Below are 20,458 nucleotides of genomic sequence, written 5' to 3'. Positions count from 1 at the left end.
CCATGGGCAGCAGAATCCGACAGACCATGGATGACGATCTCGAGGAGAGCCACGAGATCAACGTCACCCCCTTCATCGATGTCATCCTGGTCCTTTTGATCATCTTCATGGTCGCCGCACCGCTGGCGACGGTGGATGTCAATGTCGACCTGCCGGGCTCGACCGCAACGCCCGCGCCGCGGCCCGAAACGCCGCTGTTCCTGACGCTGAAGGACGACCTGACGCTGGCGATCGGCAACGATAGCGTGCCGCGCCCGGCTTTCGCCGCGACGCTGGACAGCAGGACAAAAGGCGACAAGCAGACGCGCATCTTCCTGCGTGCCGACAAGGCGGTCGCCTATGGCGACCTGATGGACGCGATGAACCTGCTGCGCGGCGCCGGCTATCTGAAGATCGCGCTCGTTGGCCTGGAGGCGGCGCCGGCAGCCACTGGTGCAGCGGCGCCATGATGCAAGCGGCCGCCTTGCCCTCGGTCCAGCTATCGCGCTTCGGCTGGCGCGACCTTGGCTTGTGGGCCAGTGCCGCCGCGCTGGTTCTCGGAGCGCATGTCGCGGTCGCCTATGCCGTGCAGAATTTCACGATGGTCACCGACCCGGACGGCGGTCCGCCACCGGCCCTGGTGATCGAGCTGGCGCCGATGGCGGTGATGCCGGCCGTGGAGGAACAGGTTGCAGCGCCGAACGCGGTGACATCAGATCAGGCCGATCCAACACCGACGACCGAGCCGACGCCTGAAGCGCCGGTCGAGAAGGCGGAGCCGGTTATCGAACAGACGGAAGCCGTCGCCCCCGACGAGGCCGAGCCCACCCAGACCGAAATGGCTGAACAGGTCGACCAGCCGCCGCCGGATGAGGCCGTTCCGGATGTTGTGGAGGCTGTCACACCCGAGGTCGTCATTCCCTTGCCGCAGCCGAAACCGGTCGAGGTGGTGAAGGACAAGAAACCAATCGAGGCCAAGCCGCAAAAGCCTGTCGAAAAGCCCAAGCCACCGTCGAAGAAGGAGAAGGCGCCGCCGCCGAGGACGGCAACCGTCGCAAGTACCGATGCAAAGCCCGCACCCAGGACCGCAGCGCCGAAGTCGGCAGCACCGACAACGCGCTCCGGCGACGCCAGCAAGTGGGACTCGCGTCTGGGCGCTTGGATCAAGCGGCACACGCGCTATCCCAGTTCGGCCAAGGCTCGCCGGGTGGAAGGCAAGCCGTATGTCGCCTTCACGGTCGACTCGTCCGGCCGGGTCCTGTCCGCCAGGCTCTCTCGCTCGTCCGGAGATGCGGATTTGGACCGCGCCGCACTGGCGGTGCTGCAAGGCGCCACAGTGCCGGCACCGCCGCCGGAACTCGGTTCGCGCCAGAGCCGAACGGCGCCATTCGTGTTCAGCCTGCGCAACTAGAGACTAGACCAAAGCCGGGCTCATCAGTAGCTCAACGACGGGCCCACGGCCTCGAGCTGCTGCAGATAGAAGCGGTATTTCGTGCGCAGCGTCCTGAGATTCGGGTCGTCGGAAGGCGTCCACTCCGCTCCAGACACTGACGGCTTGGCAGCTGTCGTCAATTGCTACCGCGACGAGTGCATTCCGCTACGCACTCCTGGGCTGGGCAGTGCGAATGTCCTTTGCCTTGGGGTGCAGCGGGTTACCACTGAGCTGCGTGTGCCTGGCCGGCCGTGCGCCGCGAAGAACGTCGAAGGCTTCCGCATAGGCCATGCCCAGCAGATAAGAGATCATGGGAAAACGGCCTGCTTCGGCCATCTGCACGAGCTCATTGGTTACCGCCGAAATATACTGAAGACTGTCGAGTTCCGACTGACGTAAGGACTGATTCGACACGTGCTGCTCCTGTCAGACTGATGGTACCCTGGGGAATGCCGGCGCGGAACGCCTTCAGCGCTTGTTGTCGTGCATGGCCTGCGAAAAGAAGACGGTCTGCGTGCCGGCCGCAATCGTCAGCTTCGGAGGTCTGTTCACTTTCCTGGCCATTTTTGACCCTTCCTGACCATCGGGATCCGTTGAAAGCCCATCCAGAACGAGATCCACAGCAAGAAAGGTAAGGTCGAAAGCATTAATAGTCTGTTAAAATTGTAGTAAATCTGCACGCCAAAGACCGGCGGACGGATCATCTTTCCTGGTCTTAAAGTGTAAAATATCGTTTTTATTCAGATACAGAGTAGACAATCGCTAACGTACGCTTTTTCGGTATATGCTTATTCTTATTTAGCGTAAACTACGGTGATCGAGGCCGATCAGCCCAGCCCATCGTGGGTCAGGCTGACCACAAGTTGATCGACGCCGGGATCGTCGAGCCTGATGACATGTGCCATGCGGATGGCGTCCCTTGAACGGATGTTGGCGGTGTCGCGCCGCATGATGACGGACACGAATGCCGGCCCGGCCTCCGTCAGAAGCATGGCCTTGCCAATCAGCACCGGTTCGAAGATCGGAGCCCATTGCACGGAGATCAGCGACGGCTCGCCGGTCTGGCGGCGGTTGATGCCGCTGAAATAGATCCAGTTCAGGCGCGAGATCGCCACTCCATAGTGGTTGCCTCGCGCCCATGTCGATCCCCGGTGTTCCGACCATCCGTTGACCCTTCTGAAGGTGACCAGCTCGGCCTGGCGACGCACGAAGGTTACCGACCGCATCAAGAGGTCGGGCCGGGCCGGGATCGAAAAATAGGTGAAATAGGTGCCCCCCGCGATCGATGGGCTAGGCGGGCGGATCATCTGGTTGAACAAGCCCTCGGACATCGGCGGCAGGCCGCGGACCCGGGGTTCGGCGACACCGGGATCCCGGTACAGTTCGGGCTCGTTGATCCGGAAGTAGTCGCATATCAGCGCGGCGGTGGCCTTGTTCGGAACCGTCTGTCCTTGCAGGTAGCGCTCGAACTGCGTGCGGTTGATGCCCAGCTCACGGCATACCGCGCTTACGGAGGCATGGTCCTTGCAGAGCCGTCTAAGGTTTGCAGCGAGATTCTCGCGAATTGACACGTTTTTGCTTCCGCAGGCGGCTTCTTCATTTCGATTCGAAAACCCATATAGCGTCTCCAGTCGCCCCGCAGAAACGCCTTGTCACAACGCACAGAAAACTGATTTGGTAGCGCCAATCTAGGGGGGCGGCTTCCAAAAAAATAGCGGCAATCCACGGGTAGCTTCCGCCAAAAGCCCAACTGACAACAGTTTTATCGGTATCGCGAGGCGCAGTAGCGGCCTTCGCCGGCACGTTGGCACAACAAATATCGCCGGCAGGCGAGCGCGCAGCGTTTCTCTTGTCGTGAAAAGCAGAAATCGATTATTCCGCTGGTGGAGCTGAGGAGGATCGACGCTGACGCCACCGACCCCCTTGAAATCGTTGCAAATCAGTGCGATAGACCGCCAGACGTGGGCCAAATGCGTGGGCCAAATTGGGGGTTTTTCTATGCCGAGACAGCGAAACAGCGCCAGACGCCACCTTGAGCTGAAGCGCCGTGTGTGGTGGTTCAAGATTGGGGTTCCGGTCGCAATGCGAGGCCACTTCGGCGGCAAAACTCACTACCGGGAGAACCTTCAGACTGGTGACATTCGGGAGGCGATGGCGCGGCGTGACCAAGTCGAAAGGGACACCCGCAGCCTGTTCCGACAGATTGAGGCAGGGAAGGTAGTCAGCGCCGCAACGCTGTCAGCACGTGAACGCGGCACCATTTGGCGCGAGGCCTTGGTCGACCTCAGGCACGCCGATGATCACGCCGAGGAGGGCGAGCTGACCGCCTATGATGTGGCGGTGAGTGCTGCCGAGGAAGAGGCGGAGCGACTTCGTGGCAAAGACCGCAAGGAGTTCGCCGCCGCCTTTGCGGGGAAGGTTCCGATTGACGAGCATCTGGAGACCTACCTGAAGGCTATCAAGCTGGCGGACAAGACTACCAATGAACGCCGTGGGCTGGTCAAGCGGTTCGCCCGCTGGTGCGATCAAGAGGGTCTGAAGCTGCCCGACATCAACCGTAGAGCGGTGGGCCGGTATGTCACCGATGCCATCGAGCCAATGGACCGTAGCACCGCCAAGAAGCATCTAACGGCGTTACGTGGCTATTGGGACTACCTAACTCTGCGGGGGCACGTTGACGGCAAAGTCGTCGGCGGAAGGGCGATTGACAGCCCATGGCTGGGGCAAACGCTTCCCGACAACAAGCGTAGGATCGAGCGTGGCGATAACGAAACCGAGAGGGCCTTCACTACCAAAGAATTGCAGGCCCTCCTCTACACTGACTATCCCGAGGAGATGGACACAGAGTTCCGTCAGCAAATCGAAGACGCCCTGCGCATCTCATGCTTGACTGGCATGCGCCTCGCCGAGGTTGTCACCTTGTGGGTCGAGGAGGTCCACGACGACTTATTCGACATTCAGCAAGGCAAGACCATCTCGGCGGCGCGCAGGGTGCCAATCCACCCAGACCTGAAGGAGATCGTTGAGCGTAGGACCAAGGACAAAACGCCGAAGGACTGGCTGTTTCATGAGTTGGCTAAGGAGCGGGACCCTGGCGACACCTTCGGCAAGCGGTTCAAGCGGTATCGTAAGTCCCTGAGGGTTAATGATGTGCGCGAAGGGAAGCGGCGGAGCCTCGTCAACTTCCACTCGGCGAGGAAATGGTTCATCACAGCAGCGCGTCATGCTGGGCAGCCCCTGGAGACCATCAAGGACATTGTGGGTCACAAGCCGAACAAGAAGGAAATTACCTTCGGGGTCTACACCAAGGGAGCCTCGGCGGAACAAATGCGGGCGTGTGTGGAGGCAGTGAAGCTGCCGCAGCCACCACTTGCAGGCTGACGCCAAACCTGAGCAGATTTGCCGTAGCAAAACGAGGACAGACACGCGCATGTTGACCGCAACCGAGGAGGAAAGAGCCGACGTTGTCAGGTACCTACTATCGCAGTCGCCTAAGCGCACGAAGGTGACGTTCCTACAGAAGGTCTATTCGGAGGCCCTTATCGGCCACCGGCACGATGTGTGGGATGTTCACACGAACGGTGGTCGTTGGTGGGTCATTACCAATCCGACAAACCTCTACTCGCAAGAGCAGTTTCCCAACATGGATCTTGTGGTTACTTTCCACGTGGGCCTCTGCTTGCGTGTCCCGCGCACCGAGCAGCAGCGAAAGTCTGACAGTCGCGTTATTCCTTTTGGGGATGTGCTCGCAGGCTTGGCCGAAGCCACGGACGCTTTGGGGCAGGCCCAGAAAGTGGCCGACTACCAAGCCGTAGGGATGCGAGCCCGCGAGGTTCTTCTTGCGTTTATTCGCGTTGCTCAGGACATCACTGAATGGGCTACGGAGCCGGTCCCCAAGAGGGCAGACTTTCGCGCTTGGACCGATCTGATCTGCAACACAGCACTTCCTGGGGCTGATCAGCGGGAACGACGCCATCTCTTCAAGTCGATGTTGACCGACGCATGGGTGTTCTCGAACTGGTTGACACACGCCCACTCAGCTACTTGGCACGACGCCGAAGCCGCCCTTGCGGCAGTCGAACATGCTTTGGGCCTGGCTATTTCATTGGTAGTTCGGCAGATACGCGGGGTACCCGAGCTGTGCCCGGAATGTGGTTCCCCCCACCTCTTTCCAGAGGAGGGGTGGCGCGAGGACTTGCCGGAGGTTGCGTGGGAGCGCCCTGTGTGTGCCGACTGTGGCTGGACGGGAAGGGGCGTTCCGGTACCTCGCAATGGCGAGACCGAGGGGCTGTTCACCCGTGCCGGACACGATAGCGGCGAGTGCGCAATCATGACCGTCCCCTTGGCCGCGATCAGGAAGCCGGGGGAGAAAGTACAGCCAGCCAAAAGGGCTCGGAAATCTCCGGCAAAAAATCCGCGCGGGTGATCGGATAGCTGGCACGCGCGCCGACCCCCCGTACCCCTCCGCGAACCTATCGCCAAAGGACGGAAATCTGCTAAGCAATCCGCCAAGTTGCGAAAGCGATACGGTATCGTCACACAGGTTTGCTATCGCTGCAGGAGGGCCGGAACATGACCGACAAAGCAGCACCTGACGAGGAGCCGCTTCTACCTGTTCCACAGCAGCAAGCACCCCAGTCGAAAGGGCGTAGGTCATTCCTCGGTGTTCGCCGAGAACTCAGCGAGGAAGAGTTGAAGGCGCCCGGCGTCCGGAAGATGCTCCTGGATGACGTTGACAGACTGGAAAGGGAACTGTTCGACGCCCAAAGCTATCGCGACAAGTTCTATGAAGCGGATAAGCGCGCCGCCATCCTCACCGTGCAAGCAACAAAGTCAGCGGGGTGGGACATTCTTTCCACCCTCACCGTTGCGGTGGGCTCTGCACTTCTGGGGTTTGCCCCGGTCGTCTGGGGCACTGGATTGGCGGGGGCGGGTGCGCTCGCGCTTGGGATAGCGTTGGTTTGCGGCGGCACATTAACAAAGTGGCTGGTCAAATGAACTTAGAGCTTCGATCCATCATAAGAGCAGGCGACCTAGCGCACGAAAGGATTACACTGAGAGTAAGGTCGTCGACAGATGTCGGAGACTATCTGATGGCTCAGTCAGGTCTCGATGAGAACGGAAACGTCACCATCGGCCTGCATTACACATACTGGTTCACGTACAAACTCGTGGCAGCCGGGGACCTCGTTGTTCTGTACACCAAAGCGGGCACAGACAGCGAGAAAGCTCTTACGACAGGTAAGAAGGCGCATTTCTTCTATTGGGGCCACTCTTCAGCTATCTGGGATCAGCCTGACAGAGCTGCAGTCTTACTCAATGCACCGACATGGGAACACAAGTCTGTCAAGGCGCTCCTGACCCGCGACTAATCCTACCGCGATTGACCTTGCCGTGAGGCTTGGTTTCTTAAGGTGTGCCCTTTCCGAACCGGGCTTGGTCTGGTTCGAGAAATACCCCTTGACCACTCAAAGCGAACCGCCTATTAGCGAACCAGTCAAACCGAACTGGAGGGCACTATGACATTCATCCGAGCCTACCTGAGGGCTTCAACCAAGGAACAGGACGCAGGGCGCGCCCGAGGGGACCTTGAGGCGTTCTGCCGGGAGCGGGGGCTGACCATTGCCGCCACCTATGAGGAGAACGAGAGCGGCGCGTCGTTGCACAGGCCGGAGCTGTTCCGGCTGCTCAAGGATAGCAAGCCGGGCGACATTCTGCTCACCGAACAGGTCGACCGCCTGAGCCGCCTGTCGGACAAGGACTGGGACCAGCTCAAGCGCGAGATCAAGGACCGAGAGGTTAAGGTGGTGGCGCTGGACCTGCCGACCTCGCACATGATGCTGAAGACCGAGGACGCCTTCACCGGACGCATGTTCGACGCCATCAACGAGATGCTGCTCGACATGCTCGCTGCCATCGCTCGTAAGGACTACGATGACCGACGCCGCAGACAGGCTCAGGGCCTCGCTAAGGCGAAGGCCGAGGGGCGCATGAAGGGCAGGCCCGAGGACGCTGAGCGCAACGAGGCCATCTTGGAAATGCTTCGGAAGGGGCAGAGCTGGAACACGATTGTGCGGGCCACCAACTGCTCGCGGTCCACCCTCGCAAAGCTGGCAAAGCGCCTTGCACCTTCCGACCATCTCGCGGCGAACCCTGACGTTGGGTAATCGAGGTCAGGACACATTTGCGGTTGTCCCTGCCGGCTGCGCCGCAGTAGACGCTTGCCCCTCCGCTGATGCGGGGTGGCTACTTTGAGGATGACGACCATTGACCAACTGGACTGCGAAGCACGAGCGGAAAGCCGAAGTGAACGGCCGGGCCAACGAACCAAGCGCGATGTTCACCCGATGCCGCGTGGTCGGGTGCAGTAGGCCGGCTCGTGCGGGTACAGGAGATGGCTTGGACACGCGGTTCTGCCGCTCCCATGCCGATCACTATGCCCGCCACGGAAGCCCTTACCGGCCGTCCTACGCGGCACGAGAGATCAGCCCCTATCGGGTCGCTGCCCTGGCATGGCTGGAGGGAAACAAAACCGACACCTACGTGGTCAATGCGGTCGAGCGCGTGACTACTCTTCTGCAAACCTCGGGGCCTCATATGGAGGCTTTCCGGTTGCGCGGGCTGTCACCGCAGGACCGTGCCAAAGCCGCTTGGGCGAGGCTGCGAAAGGTCGGCATCGACCCACGTCGAGTGGTCGCCGCGTGGCTGGCAGTTGAGATGATCATTAGGGACGACGCACAGGCCGAACGGAAGGCTGAGTTCAAGCAGGTGCAGGCCGCCAAGCTCGTTCATCGGATGGCTTCGGGCACGCACAAGCGATGGGGTGAGGGCCCGACCGCGACCGAATTGCACGTGTATCCGAGGCCGCGCGGAAGGGTCCTGAGGCACATGGGCGAGGCGCTGGAGAAGGCTTGCGAGCTTCTTGTCGAGCATCGGTGCAAAGCCTTCCCCGAACCGCAACGAGCATAGGTCCAAAGTGATGGATGGAGATATGACTGCGGCTATCCAGGAAACCAACGATAGCTTATTTGAACCCGCCCGGCTCCTGGCAGAGTTGGTGTCAGCGACTGAAGTTGAGCAACAATGCGCTCGACCGGCTGAATTGGCACTCGACGAGATCACGCTTATGCCGGAACTGTTCCAGCCTCGCGAGATCAGCGAGAAGCACATAGGTGACCTTGCTCGAACCATTCAGAATTTTGGTAAGGTTGAACCCGTGACCGTCCTGCCGGTCGGACCAAAGGCGGTTCTCGTTGACGGTCATCACCGAATGGAAGCGTACCGGCGGGTAGGAACGGTTGTCGGCATCCCTGTGCGGTACTTCCAAGGAACGCCGCAGGAAGCCGTGCTGGAGGCCGGAAGGGCAAACTCTCAGGTGAAGCTGCCCATGGCCTCGCGCGAGCGACAGGACTACGCTTGGAGGCTCGTTCAACTCGATCAGCACAGCAAGGCCGAGATCGCTAAGGCGGCCGGTGTGTCAGTAGCGCAAGTCGGCAACATGCGGGGCGTTCGTAAGAGGCTCGGGCAAGACGCGTTTAACTATCCTTCATGGTGGCGGGCTCGTGAGGCAGCAGAAGGCTCCGCTGAGGAGATGAGCGACGGAGACCGCGAGCAATGGAAAGAGGAACTGGCCCAGCGGTTCGCGGACCGTCTCGCCAAGGAGTTCTCAACCAGCATGGCCAAGCATCCGGAGGTCGCCGCGATGGCGTTGGCGACGTATTTCGGTCGCAAGTTGCCTGAGGTTGTCGCTGAATTGCGGGACTTCCTGCCGGAGGACGACGAGCAGAGTGAGTTCTAACCTAACCCTATCCAATCCTTAGGTGTCCATTTTGGATAGGCAAATGACGGGCTCTCGACAAACCGTCATGGATGGCTGAGTTCCACCGCCCTATTCTTCTGAGAAGAAATCCTCGTCGAGCCGCTTGAACTCGATGGCGCGGCTGATGCGAACGCCTACGCCATGTTCGATCATGAGATCACCGAGCGTCTGGCCGTCGATCAGGATCACTCTTTGGGACAGATGCTTTACGAAATCGCGCGCCTGAGGGCTGAACGTCGAGGTCGTGACAAAGACGCCTTTGGTTGCACCTAAGCCGACGAGACTGCCGACGAATGCCTGCACGTCGGGTCGTCCAACTGTGTTTGTAAACGCGTACCGCTTGGCCTGCACGTACACTCTGTCGAGCCCGAGGCGATCTTCGTTCACCACGCCGTCGATCCCGCCATCGCCGGAGCGGCCAAGCTGCTCGGCAGCATTCTTATGAGACCCGCCATATCCCATAGCTACGAGAAGGTCGACGATCAGTTGCTCGAAGAACGCTGGACTGTTTTGCGCAATGCGTTCCAGCAGCTCGGCCCGCAACGCGAGCTGAACGGAGCGGAATGCTGCCTCGATTTGCTCTTCGGGTGTAGCGGCGTCGGGCTCGGGATTTGGCGAGGGATAGGACGCAGGTTCGTCCTCAGCGCGTTCTGGTTTGTAGAACTCCCTGAATGATGGATTGGACATTAGCATCGTCACGTCGATCCGCTGCGGATTTCCGGCCAGCAGTTCGCGCCCCGCGCTGGTAGCGATGAACCGCCCGCGACCAGGGGAGGTGATCAAGCCTGCTTTCGACATGTAGAACTTCGCCCAATGAATGCGGTTGTGCAGGACGCGCTGGCGACCGCTGGGGAGCATTTCCTCGCGCTCTTGCTGTGTCAGATCAAACTCATCGGCGATACGGCCAACTACGTCCATAACCCTCTTCTCGCCCTCCTCGGCAAGGCGTAGGACTGGAAGCATCAACGACTGATAGTCGGGAATGGTCATGTTACGGCCCTACGAGGAAAGCCTCGGCCGGCCTCGTCCGCGCCTCTCCTTCAGTGCGGTGCCGCGCTCGGCCCCGATCCGCTCCAGCAATACGGATGCGGGTTCGTCGGCAGGGTCTTGCGGCACGAGTTCGCCTCGAAAGGCTTTGGCGAAGATCGCTTGGTCGAGGTGGTCGACCAGCCTGTGGGCGCTGATCGTTTCGGAGGCAAGGCGGTCGATCCACGCGAAGGCGGTTTCTATGCGTCGGACGACCTCCGCATATTCGGCATCAAGGCTCGGGACCGGCACAGTCAGTGCTCGAAGCGTTGCTCCACTGATCTTAGGCATGTTGCCGGCGGTGCCGGTAGCGTGCCTCTGGAGATACTCACGTGCGTTCGGCGAGTTCAAGAACCTCCAGACATATCGCCGCTTGTCGTGATCATAGATGCGCAATCGCATCATCAAGTCCGGATAAATGTATGTGTTAGGAGGCCCGTCAAAGATCGCTGAGGCGCCCACATATTCAAGACTGTTGGCCCGCTGCACGAGCAAATCACCGGGTCTTAGCCAATAACTCGATGTGCGAGCCGGGCTCTCGAAGATGCGCTTTATGGCGTCGGCGTCCAGTCGCATCACGCCCGAGGTGGTCGCCGTCAATTTGAGGGTAAGCGCACCCTTGGCATCTGGTCCGCTCTTAGGTGACCAACCATTTGTTGGCCCCTCGTCGACCAGTTCATCCAAACTCACAAAGTTCCAAGTACCGCTGGCTTTGCTCGTTTCCCTCCACTCTCTCGTCAAGTCCCCTGTGAACGCCGCCGCCAGAACGGCCTGCTTGTACTTCGCGACGAGACGGGGGATGTGGTCGAGGTGATCGCGGGCGCGCCCGGATTTGCCGGTAAGGCTGTCGATCTTCGTCACGATCCGCGTTTGCTCGGCGGCCGGTGCAACCGGAACCGCAAGTTCGGCGGCGCGGCTGCCGGACAGCTCCTTAAATGTTGTCCCGCTCGCCTTGCTTTCGGCATAGTCCACCGAAGCCAGAAGGTAGTGCCGCGTGTACTCTGGACTTAGCCCGTTCTTTAGAACGAAGCTCTTGAACCCCTGATTTGTGCTGATCTCTCCACCTGCAATGGCGCAATACCCAACAGGCGCTCGCGATGAGAACAATACCGTTCCCGCCGGCACAATGCGGGCTGCGCTGGCCCGATACCCCCTCTCGCTAAGGTCACGACGACCACGGGAGATGTAAACGTCCCGATAGCCTGTAAGATCAGCCGGCGTTAGCCACGGAATACCATGTTCGACGAAGTTGCTGTCGTCGCCGGTCGACGGCGTGCCGCCACCTACAACCTCGGCTATCTCACCAATAGAAGCCCACGCCCAAGTCGTCGGTACTTCCCATCGCTCCTCGCTCATTCCGCAGCCTCCGCGATGGCAGCGGCCTCCTCGACACTATCCGGCCCGATCTCTTCCGACAGCGCCTCGATCTCCTCAAGAGCGGCCTTGAGATGGCCGATGATCGCAGCGGCGATGTCTTCAGGCTCGGTCAGCGACTGCTCCGCCTCGGCCTCGGTGTCGCGTAGCCAAGCGATGTCGAGATTGTCGTTGCGGGCGGTGATTTCCTCGCGGGTAAACTTGCGCCACCGACCTTCTTCGCCCTCCTCCTTTCGCTTGACAGCTCCGTTAGGATCGGAGCCAAAGGCGGTCTCGAAGTCGGCAAAGTCCGCCATAGTAAGTGGGCGCGTCTTGCCAAAAGCAGGCATATTGGCCCGCATGTCATAGACCCAGACGGCGCTCGTGTTCCCCTTGTCAGTCTTGCCGCGCTGGAAGAACAGCACGTTGGTCTTGACCCCCTGGGCATAGAAGATGCCGGTCGGCAGGCGCAGGATCGTATGCACGTTGCAAAGTTCCATCAGCCACGTGCGAAGGCGTCGTCCGGTGTTGTCCTCGAACAACACGTTGTCAGGCACCACCACGGCAGCGCGGCCACCGGGCTTCAGGGCACGCACGATGTGTTCCACGAACGCAAGCTGCTTGTTGGACGTGTCTGCCGTGACCGAGAAATCAGAGCGCGTCGGGCGGCCGCCACCTTTCTTGGTGCCGAACGGAGGATTGGTCAGGATCAGGTCAGCTCTGGGAAGCGTCTCCCCATCCGGCGACAGCGTGTCGATGTTGTCCACGCCACCTTCGATGCCATGCAACAATAGGTTCATCATGCAGAGCCGATGCGTGTCTGGGACAAGCTCGGCCCCCGCGAAGGCATTGTGCCGCTGGAAGAAGGCTTGCGCTTCGGGCAGCTTGTAAAGGTCGTCAGTCTTTTGCTTGATGTAATGATCGGCGGCGACGAGGAAGCCGGCGGTACCCGCTGCCGGGTCCTGCACTATCTCACCCGGCTGCGGCTGCATGAGACGCACGATGGCGTCGATCAGTGGGCGCGGCGTGAAGTACTGTCCTGCGCCGGATTTCTTGTCGGAGGCGTTCTTCTCCAGCAGCCCTTCGTAGAGGTTGCCCAGACCTTCCTCGCGAGCAGAGAACCAATCCAACTGGTCGATGTTGGAGGTCAGCGCCTTAAGATTGGCCGGTTTGCGGAGACATGTCTGCGCGTCGATGAAAATCGCGCGAACCAGCCCATCCTTGGCCTTGCCAAGGTCGAGGAGCATGGACTTGTAGTAGTCGAGTTGCTCCATGCCCTCGCGCTTGGCGAGCATGCCCCAGCGGTAGTTGTCCGGCAGGCGGTTCTCTCGTCCGGTCTCTTCGAGCATCTTTAGGAATAGCAGGAAGGTCAATTCGGTTACATATACGTTGTACGTGACGCCATCGTCACGAAGGACGTTGCAGAGGCCCCAAAGCTTGGCGACGATGTCGGTGGTGCTGGTCATCATGCAGTCTTCTTCCACATTTCTTCGTTGATCTCAGCGAGCAGGGTTTCAAGCTCGCCTCCGAACACCTTGTTGAGCCGGCTGAACCCTCCATCGGCGATAAACGGCTCCTTGTCGATGGCTTCGCGGTCAACGATGACCTCTTTCTCGATCTGTTCGCCGATGCGCTTTAGCCATCGCTTCTGTGGGTCCGTCCATTGGTGTTTCGCCATGATGGTCCGCATGGCAGCTCGAAGCCGGTCGGCATAGGGCTTCAGCGGGTCACCTATCGCGGCCTGACGGACAAAGCCGATGATCGAGGCGGCGATCTCCTCGTTCTTCGCGTCCGCCCATGCCCGGCGCAGATTGGCTTCGGAATAGCCATTGCGGTCGAGTGCGAGACGAAGCTCCTTCAGGTCGGCGCGGGTCAGATCGCGCGGGCGCGTCACGACCAGTTTCAGGGCGGCGATGGTGTTGACGTTGCCTTGAACGAAGGCCGAGAACCCGTCGAGGAAGTCTTGCGGCTTCGTCGCCTCTCCATAGCCACGGGTAACGGCAACGACCTCGTCGGCGTGGTGCGAGATCGGAACGAAGCGCTGGTTGTCGCCATCGCCCTGCCAGTCCAGGATCGGGCCAACAGCGGAACGATCCTTCAGCCATGCCGCGAGGGCAGGAGCATCGTCGGCCAATAGGCGCCTCAGCATTGCCTCCGGCGTCTCGCCCGCAACCGCCTCGAACCGCTGTCGGGCCTCCTCGGGAAGCTTCTTCAGGCGACGGCGCAGCTTCACGGCAAGCTGCTCGCGGATGGTGTTGCGATGGGCATCCTCGGTCGCCTCGACCAGTTCACGCACAAGCTGCTCGAAAGTGATCGAGGGATTGACCACGACCGGCTTCATGTCGGTAAGGTCCTGGAGATGCGGATAGAGGTCCACGGCATCGAAGATGCGGAACACTTCCTTGCCGATCTCTGGGCACTGGCGTGTCGCCCGCCCGATCATCTGCTCATAGAGGATGCGGCTGTTGACCCTACGCAGGAACACGAGATTGGTGATCTTCGGCACGTCGATGCCAGTGGTGAGCAGATCGACCGTCACCACGATCTGTGGATAAGCATCGTTGCGGAACGAGCGGATCAGGTTCTGCACCTTATCCACGCTGCCCGTGATCTTCTTCACCGCCGCGTCGTCAATCCCACCATAGCCTTCGGCAAATGCCTTCTTGATTGCACTCACCACCATGTCGGCATGGGCGTCGGTGGCGGCAAAGACCAGCGTCTTGCCGGGCAAGGCCGGGTCGATATGCTTCGCTAGTTCCTCGGCGACGACGCGGTTGAACTCCGGCGTGATCACCTGCTTGTTGAACTGGTCGACCTCGAAGCGGATTTCGTCGGGAGCATGGGCGAGGTCGATCTCGCCGGTGTGGGTGTTCAAGAGGTCGAGCTGCTCATCCTTCTGGAACTTGATCCCTGCTCGCGCCAAGGCGGTCTCAATGCGTATCGGCGGCTCGTGGTCGATCAGGTAGCCGTCGATGACAGCGTCGCGGTAGGAGTAGCGGAAGATCGGGTCGCCGAAGATGTCGGTGGTGTGGAGCGCGGGCGTGGCGGTCAGTCCGATCTTGACGGCGTCGAAGTACTCCAGCACGCGCCGGTACTTCGAGATGTAGTCGTCCTGACCCCGGAAGCTGAGTTCGGCATCCGACATCTCCCGGTCTAGAAGGTAGCCTCGATGGCACTCGTCGATGACTATCAGATCGTATTGGTCGACGGGCGGCGCCTCGGAGGTGTCGGCGAACAGCACGCGCTTGACCAATCCCTGAATGGTGCAGATGTGGACTTTGGTCTCCAGCTCCGGCGTTACGTCCTCCAGGCCCTTCAGGCCGAAGATTTCGGCGAAGGTCTTGCCGGAGACGACCTTGGTGGTAGAGAACTCGCCCTCGGTCTGGTGCCCGAGCGCGCTGCGGTCGACGACAAAGCAGATGCGACGGAACCGCTTGGCCGACAGCAGCCGGTAGAGCAGAGCAATGGCGAGCTTGGTCTTGCCGGTTCCGGTCGCCATCGCCACCAGCATTGAGCGTTGCTCGGCTGCCAAGGCAGTCTCTACGGCCCGGATGGCTCCTTCCTGATACGGTCGGAGCGGGAAGCCGAACTGGAATGGCTCGGTCTTCAAGGCGGCGGTGGCGGCATCCTGATCGACCTCCAGAAGCCCGGCCAATCCCTTTGGTGTCAGCCAGTCCACCAGTGCGCGGCGATGATTGGCGCTGCGCCGCGTGTCGCGGAACCAGACGCCGCTCGCGGTTTCGATCTGCTTCAGATACGAGCGTCCGTTCGCGGCGAAGACGAAGGGTACGCGATGGACGCCCCATGGCCCGCCCGCCATGACGAAATCGCCGCTGTCACTGATCCCGACCGAGTAGCGTTCGGCTTGGTCGATGGATGCCGACACATTCTTGCGCTGGCGTTTGGCTTCCACGACCCCAACAAGCATGGTGCCGACAAAGAGAGCGTAGTCGGCCGGGCCACTGACGGTCGGCCATTCGGCAATCGCCATGTTGCGACCTTTGGCTGGGCGGATGCCTGCGCTATGGCGCAGTGCCTTTGTGTCGGCTTCCCAACCGCGATCCCGAAGCTGCTGGTCGATAAGAGCGCGGGTCTGGCTCTCGTCGAGTTCGATCTTCGTGGCCGCTTCCTCGCCGCGTTCAACCAGTTCGGCGACTTCGGAGCGCGGCGCGGCTGCGGCCTCGGCCTGAATGCTTGCGAGCTTGGCGACAAGTGCTTCCTTCTCGGCTTCAGTCTCCGCCCGCTCAAACGCAAGGAAAGGATCGGATGCTTCGCTGAACCCAAACGGGGACTGAACCTCCAGCGCGTCAATACCTGCAAGCCGGGCGATAAGAACTGATTTCTCGGCCTCGCTCTCATGCGCAAGCTGCTCCCATGCCGCTCGTTCCTCGGCTTCACGCTTGAACTGTTCCTCGACCGTCTCACGGACGCGAATTTGCTCCTCGGCGTCGCGGCGGGCTATGGTGACAGCCTCCTCGCTCTCCGCGATCTTGTGACGCAATTCCTCGATCTCTTGACGCAGTGGTGCAGTGGCATCAGCCGGCTCGGCTGGAGGGACGAAGGGGCCGGGGTTGAAGCCGGGCTGCCTGCCATAGGTCCGATGGAACCAGACACCAAGCGATCGGGCATTCTTCAGAGCGGTCAGCGCGTGGCTGAGATTGCCCTTGATCTCATGGGCCGCGTCGTTTCCGACGTTCTTCAGCGCGTGGAAGAGATCGGCGACTTCCCTCGGAACGATGCGCTCATATGACAACCGCCGAAGCAGATCGTTGAAGCTCTCGCGCTCGTCGCGATAGGCCGCATGGCGCGCGGCTATCAGCTTGGCCATCAGCTCGGCGAACTGCCGCAACTTGAAGATCGCGGTGGAAGGGTCGTCCCGGAAATACCGTTCGGCTAACGTCCCGAGCGTGGCAAGACGCTGGTCGTGGGTTGCCAGAAACGCGAAGTTGGATGTGCCGCTCATTACTCCCCCAAGAGCAATGTTGCACACTTTTCCTAACAGGTCATCAAGTTGAAGGGCAAACGTGGGCCAAAGGCGTGGGCCAAACCAAAAGGGTCGCCTTGACCATCACCCTGATTTCGCTGCGAAAAATGCCCTACAAAATCCGCTGGTGGAGCTGAGGAGGATCGAACTCCTGACCTCGTCATTGCGAACGACGCGCTCTCCCAGCTGAGCTACAGCCCCGTCCAGCGGATGGGGCATTTATCGGGCGCCGTGGTTTCCTGTCAAGGCGGCGCTTTGCCGAAATCGGCGGCCGCCGACTTCGGGCCGCATGCGGCGGAAGGCGGCACTTGCCGGTTTCGCCTGCAATGGCTACATGTCGGCAACAATTGGAGACCGGCATGCTCGCCCTCATTCAAACAATCGTCATGGCGCTAGACCTCTACTGGTGGGTCATCATCGCCTCGGCGATCTTCTCCTGGCTTTACGCCTTCAACGTCGTCAACTCGCGCAATCAGTTCGTCGGTTCCATAGGCAACATGCTTTACCGCCTGACCGAGCCGGCATTGCGGCCGATCCGCCGTTTCATGCCGGACCTTGGTGGCATCGACATCTCGCCGATCATCCTGCTTCTGGTCCTGTTCTTCTTGCGGCAGTTCATACTCACCACGGTGGCACCTCTGATCCTGTGAGCCCGTTCCGCTTGCGCGATGGTGGCGTCGACCTGTTTGTCCGGCTGACGCCAAAGGCTGCGCTGGACAGGCTTGAAGGCGTCGAGACGTCAGCGGACGGACGAAGCCATTTCAAGGCTCGCGTCCGCGCCGTGCCGGAAAGCGGTGCAGCCAATAAAGCGCTCGAAAAGTTGATCGCCAAGACGCTCGACGTGCCGGTGTCCGCCGTCTCGATTGTCGCTGGCGGCACCGCCCGGCTGAAGACCGTGCGCATCGCAGGCGACCCGGCGATGCTGGCGAAAAACATCGAGGCGCTCGGCCAACAGTCGTGATGGCCTTAATAGGATGTTCAATCCCCCAGCGGCAGACGCGGATCGTCGACTTTCAACGTGTTCACACTCTGCTTGATGCGGCGCAGGTTTTCCAGAACCCGCGGTCCACGCGTCTCGGCGACCGACGTGACGATCATGTCGACGATCGACAGCAGCGCATAGCGCGACGATGTCGGCTTGTAGATGTTGCCGTCCTCCAGCGACTGGAAATGGATGACCGTGTCGGCGACCCTAGCGAGTGCGGAATCCGGCGGGGTGATGGCGATTGTGGTGGCGCCATATTGCTGGGCGACCTGCACCGCATCGATGACCGACCGCGCATAGCCGGAGACAGAGAAGGCGATCAGCGTGGTGTCGGGCGTGGCAACGGCGGCGTACATGCGCTGCAGCTGTCCGTCGATCTGCGCCAACACCGACACGCCGAGCCTGAACAGCCGGTTCTGCATCTCGGTCGCCATCATCGACGAAATGCCGCCGGAGCCGATGCACAGCACATTGCCGGAAACGGCGACGCGTGCGGCGACGGCGACCAGCGTCGTCATGTCGAGATTTTCGCTGGCGCGCTGGATGGCTGATATCGCCGCTTCGGTGATGGCGGAAGCGATGCGCTGTTCGCGCGCGTCGCGGTTCAACGGTTCCGGCGACAGATACTGGCCGCCAATGGCGATGGCTTGCGCCAGATAGAATTTGAAGTCGCGCAAGCCCTCGCAACCGAGGTTGCGGCAGAAGCGTGTCACGGTCGGCTCGCTGACGCCGACGCGCGCGGCAATTTCCGAAATCGCCGCCTTGGAGACAAAGTCGAGATCGGCCAGCACGAAGCCTGCCAGCTTGCGATCCGACTTCGTTCCGTCCTGCAATATCAGCTGTAGTCGCGTGATGATGTCGGCCGGCGTCTTCATAGAGGCAGGCCCGTCGCCTTGTCGAACAGGTGGATGTTGCCGGGGTCGACAGTCACCGGCAGCACGTCGCCCGGGCTGATCGGCACCCTGTCGCGGAACACGGCGCGCACCGTGTCAGTGCCGATGGCGCCATAGACGTGGGTTTCGGAGCCGGTCGGCTCGACGACATCCACCTTGATCGCCATCGCGTCGGCAGCCTCGCCGATGACAAAGTGCTCCGGCCGGATGCCGGCCTCCACTGCAGTGCCCACAGGTACCTGTTTGCCGGCGAGCGCAAGCCGCCCGCCACCGACCGATTCGAACCAGGTTTTCTCGGGCGATGCCTTGAGAGAACCTGAGACAAAACTCATCGATGGGGAGCCGAGAAAGCTGGCGACGAACTTGTTGGCCGGGCTGTCATAAAGCTCCAGCGGCGGCCCCACCTGCTGGATCCTGCCGCGGTCCATCACGACGATGCGGTCGGCCATGGTCATGGCTTCGATCTGGTCGTGCGTGACATAGACGATCGTCGATTTCAGCCGCTGGTGCAGCGCCTTGATCTCGACGCGCATCTGCACGCGCAATTGCGCGTCGAGGTTGGACAGGGGCTCGTCGAACAGGAACACCGACGGCTCGCGCACGATGGCGCGGCCCATGGCGACGCGCTGGCGCTGGCCGCCCGAGAGCTGGCGAGGGTAGCGGTCGAGATAGGAGAAGAGATTGAGGACGCCGGACGCCTTCCTGACCTTCTGGTCGACCGCCTCGCGCGCCTCGCCGCGTATCTTCGGGCCAAAGCCGATATTGTCAGATGCCTTCAGATGTGGAAACAGCGCATAGGACTGGAACACCATTGCGATGTTGCGCTGCTGCGGTGGCAGTGCGTTGGCGCGCACGCCGCCGATCAACAGGTCGCCGGAGGTGATCGTCTCCAGCCCGGCCAGCATGCGCAGCAAAGTCGACTTGCCGCAGCCGGACGGGCCGACCAGCACGACGAACTCGCCGCTCTTGATATCGAGGCTGATGTTTTCGAGGATCTTGTGCTGCCCGAAGGATTTCGACAGGTCGCGAAACTCGACGTCGGTCATGCTCACGCTCCCAGAATATTGTCGATGAACGGCAGGCAACCAGCGGTCAGCCCTGCGTCCACCGGCATCACCACGCCTGTTATTCCAGATGCGCGATCGGACGCAAGGAAAGCGACCGCTTCCGCCACTTCCGAAGCGTTGACGAAGCGGCCGAGCGGATAGAGCCGCTGCAGCTTGCCGAGGATTTCGGGATCCTTGGCAAGGCGGTGGTCCCAGGCGGCGGTGTGGATCGACCCGGGGCAGACGACATTGGCGCGCAGGCCGTTGCGGCCGAGCTCGACGGCGATCGCCTTGGCATAGGCGTTGATGCCGGCCTTGGCCGCGGCATAGGCGGGATTGCCGAAATGCGCGATGGCGTTGACCGAGGAGATGAAAACGATGCTGCCGGAGCCGCGCCCGGCCATCGCCTTGACCAGCGGATCGGCGAAAGTCACCACTCCGGTCAGGTTGAGGTCGAGTTCCTGCTCTATACTGCCGGGGTTGAGCGCGGAGAGCGTCTCGGCGCGCGTCCAACCGGCATTGTTGATGAGAATGTCCGGCACGCCATCCCGTTCGAGGATCGCGGTGATCGCCGTCGCAATCGACGCCTTGTCGAGAAGATCGAAGACGTGGCGGGAAGCAAGATGCGGGCTCCTCAACGTCTCGCTCGATCGATCACAGCCGATAACCCTGGCGCCCCGTTGCGCCATCAGCGCCACGATAGCGGAGCCGAGTCCGCCGCCGGCACCCGTCACCACGACGGCTTTGCCCTCGAACTCGGCTTTGCCTTCGAATTTGGGTCGCGAAACCACCGTGCGTCGTCCTCGCTGACAGATCCGTGCAAGGCCTAGACCAGAATATGTAAGTAAGCAACAGAAAAATCTGCTTGCAAGCCATTAAATCCCGGATAATGTAGGAAAGTCACATAAATCTTCTGGCCTAGGCTACGAAGAGCGCGCATG

Annotated in this window: 20 protein-coding genes and 1 tRNA gene; 11 read left to right on the top strand and 10 right to left on the bottom strand. The window is 60.9% G+C overall.

Annotation, left to right across the window (positions count from 1 at the left end; genetic code table 11):
• The first annotated feature begins 2 nt into the window (after nt 1-2).
• Nucleotides 3-449 (top strand): TonB system transport protein ExbD, encoded by a 447-nt coding sequence (exbD, locus tag X744_RS149565; RefSeq protein WP_023760889.1) that lies wholly within the window; start codon nt 3-5, stop codon nt 447-449.
• Nucleotides 446-1,390, top strand: coding sequence for an energy transducer TonB (locus X744_RS149570; RefSeq protein WP_023760888.1), 945 nt, complete (start codon nt 446-448; stop codon nt 1,388-1,390). Before exbD ends, X744_RS149570 begins: the two co-directional genes overlap by 4 nt.
• Nucleotides 1,391-1,576: 186 nt before the next feature.
• Here the strand turns inward: X744_RS149570 and X744_RS149575 are convergent, their stop codons facing one another.
• Both X744_RS149575 and X744_RS149580 read right to left on the bottom strand, forming a co-directional pair.
• Nucleotides 1,577-1,825: a hypothetical protein gene (locus tag X744_RS149575; protein ID WP_023760887.1), complete on the bottom strand. Its 249-nt coding sequence runs from the start codon at nt 1,823-1,825 to the stop codon at nt 1,577-1,579.
• A gap of 413 nt (nt 1,826-2,238) precedes the next feature.
• Nucleotides 2,239-2,982 (bottom strand): helix-turn-helix transcriptional regulator, encoded by a 744-nt coding sequence (locus tag X744_RS149580; RefSeq protein ID WP_023760885.1) that lies wholly within the window; start codon nt 2,980-2,982, stop codon nt 2,239-2,241.
• 427 nt (nt 2,983-3,409) lie between these two features.
• Here X744_RS149580 and X744_RS149585 point away from each other — a divergent pair, with 427 nt between their 5' ends.
• From X744_RS149585 to X744_RS149610, 7 genes are all read left to right on the top strand, one after another.
• Nucleotides 3,410-4,792 (top strand): tyrosine-type recombinase/integrase, encoded by a 1,383-nt coding sequence (locus tag X744_RS149585; RefSeq protein ID WP_023760884.1) that lies wholly within the window; start codon nt 3,410-3,412, stop codon nt 4,790-4,792.
• Between the two features lie 49 nt (nt 4,793-4,841).
• On the top strand, nt 4,842-5,837 hold the full coding sequence (locus X744_RS149590; RefSeq protein WP_023760883.1) for a hypothetical protein: 996 nt from the start codon (nt 4,842-4,844) through the stop codon (nt 5,835-5,837).
• 146 nt (nt 5,838-5,983) lie between these two features.
• Complete coding sequence (locus X744_RS149595) at nt 5,984-6,409, top strand: hypothetical protein (RefSeq protein WP_023760882.1); 426 nt, start codon at nt 5,984-5,986, stop codon at nt 6,407-6,409.
• A gap of 95 nt (nt 6,410-6,504) precedes the next feature.
• Nucleotides 6,505-6,783 (top strand): hypothetical protein, encoded by a 279-nt coding sequence (locus tag X744_RS0137635; RefSeq protein WP_031260694.1) that lies wholly within the window; start codon nt 6,505-6,507, stop codon nt 6,781-6,783.
• A gap of 147 nt (nt 6,784-6,930) precedes the next feature.
• The gene (locus X744_RS149600) at nt 6,931-7,578 is read left to right on the top strand and encodes a recombinase family protein (protein WP_023760880.1); all 648 of its coding nucleotides are present in this window, start codon (nt 6,931-6,933) and stop codon (nt 7,576-7,578) included.
• Between the two features lie 232 nt (nt 7,579-7,810).
• Complete coding sequence (locus X744_RS149605) at nt 7,811-8,380, top strand: hypothetical protein (protein ID WP_245266784.1); 570 nt, start codon at nt 7,811-7,813, stop codon at nt 8,378-8,380.
• A 22-nt stretch (nt 8,381-8,402) separates the two neighbouring features.
• The gene (locus X744_RS149610; RefSeq protein ID WP_031260692.1) at nt 8,403-9,209 is read left to right on the top strand and encodes a ParB/RepB/Spo0J family partition protein; all 807 of its coding nucleotides are present in this window, start codon (nt 8,403-8,405) and stop codon (nt 9,207-9,209) included.
• A gap of 90 nt (nt 9,210-9,299) precedes the next feature.
• On the opposite strand, the gene X744_RS149615 is transcribed toward X744_RS149610, so the two are convergent.
• The 5 genes from X744_RS149615 to X744_RS149630 all read right to left on the bottom strand — a co-directional run bounded on the left by X744_RS149615 (nt 9,300) and on the right by X744_RS149630 (nt 16,794).
• The gene (locus tag X744_RS149615) at nt 9,300-10,220 is read right to left on the bottom strand and encodes a restriction endonuclease (protein ID WP_023760877.1); all 921 of its coding nucleotides are present in this window, start codon (nt 10,218-10,220) and stop codon (nt 9,300-9,302) included.
• 9 nt (nt 10,221-10,229) lie between these two features.
• The gene (locus X744_RS01000000170025; RefSeq protein WP_023760876.1) at nt 10,230-11,612 is read right to left on the bottom strand and encodes a restriction endonuclease subunit S; all 1,383 of its coding nucleotides are present in this window, start codon (nt 11,610-11,612) and stop codon (nt 10,230-10,232) included.
• Complete coding sequence (locus X744_RS149620; protein WP_023760875.1) at nt 11,609-13,075, bottom strand: N-6 DNA methylase; 1,467 nt, start codon at nt 13,073-13,075, stop codon at nt 11,609-11,611. The genes X744_RS01000000170025 and X744_RS149620 overlap by 4 nt, the downstream gene beginning before the upstream one ends.
• Nucleotides 13,075-16,572: a type I restriction-modification system endonuclease gene (hsdR, locus tag X744_RS149625; RefSeq protein WP_023760874.1), complete on the bottom strand. Its 3,498-nt coding sequence runs from the start codon at nt 16,570-16,572 to the stop codon at nt 13,075-13,077. Before hsdR ends, X744_RS149620 begins: the two co-directional genes overlap by 1 nt.
• 146 nt (nt 16,573-16,718) lie before the next feature.
• A tRNA-Ala gene (locus tag X744_RS149630) sits at nt 16,719-16,794 on the bottom strand.
• Between the two features lie 158 nt (nt 16,795-16,952).
• On the opposite strand from X744_RS149630, the gene X744_RS149635 reads away from it, so the two are divergent.
• Together X744_RS149635 and X744_RS149640 are read left to right on the top strand one after the other, a co-directional pair.
• A complete protein-coding gene (locus tag X744_RS149635) occupies nt 16,953-17,243 on the top strand; it encodes a YggT family protein (RefSeq protein WP_023760873.1) in 291 nt (96 codons plus the stop codon).
• Nucleotides 17,240-17,554: a DUF167 family protein gene (locus X744_RS149640; protein WP_023760872.1), complete on the top strand. Its 315-nt coding sequence runs from the start codon at nt 17,240-17,242 to the stop codon at nt 17,552-17,554. The genes X744_RS149635 and X744_RS149640 overlap by 4 nt, the downstream gene beginning before the upstream one ends.
• 17 nt (nt 17,555-17,571) lie before the next feature.
• Here X744_RS149640 and X744_RS149645 read toward each other — a convergent pair whose 3' ends face one another.
• From X744_RS149645 to X744_RS149655, 3 genes are read right to left on the bottom strand one after another with little or no spacing between them, the layout of a single operon-like run.
• Nucleotides 17,572-18,453 carry a MurR/RpiR family transcriptional regulator gene (locus X744_RS149645; protein WP_023760871.1) on the bottom strand — a complete coding sequence of 294 codons (882 nt, stop codon included), beginning with the start codon at nt 18,451-18,453 and terminating at the stop codon, nt 17,572-17,574.
• Nucleotides 18,450-19,517, bottom strand: coding sequence for a sn-glycerol-3-phosphate ABC transporter ATP-binding protein UgpC (ugpC, locus tag X744_RS149650; RefSeq protein WP_023760870.1), 1,068 nt, complete (start codon nt 19,515-19,517; stop codon nt 18,450-18,452). The genes X744_RS149645 and ugpC overlap by 4 nt, the downstream gene beginning before the upstream one ends.
• A 2-nt stretch (nt 19,518-19,519) precedes the next feature.
• Complete coding sequence (locus X744_RS149655; protein ID WP_023760869.1) at nt 19,520-20,308, bottom strand: SDR family oxidoreductase; 789 nt, start codon at nt 20,306-20,308, stop codon at nt 19,520-19,522.
• Nucleotides 20,309-20,458: the final 150 nt, after the last annotated feature.

It is taken from the genome of Mesorhizobium sp. LNHC252B00 (genome assembly GCF_000502955.1).
Classification (GTDB): domain Bacteria; phylum Pseudomonadota; class Alphaproteobacteria; order Rhizobiales; family Rhizobiaceae; genus Mesorhizobium.
Note: the sequence above shows the minus strand (reverse complement) of the source record. Positions and strands in the feature narration are given on the sequence as shown.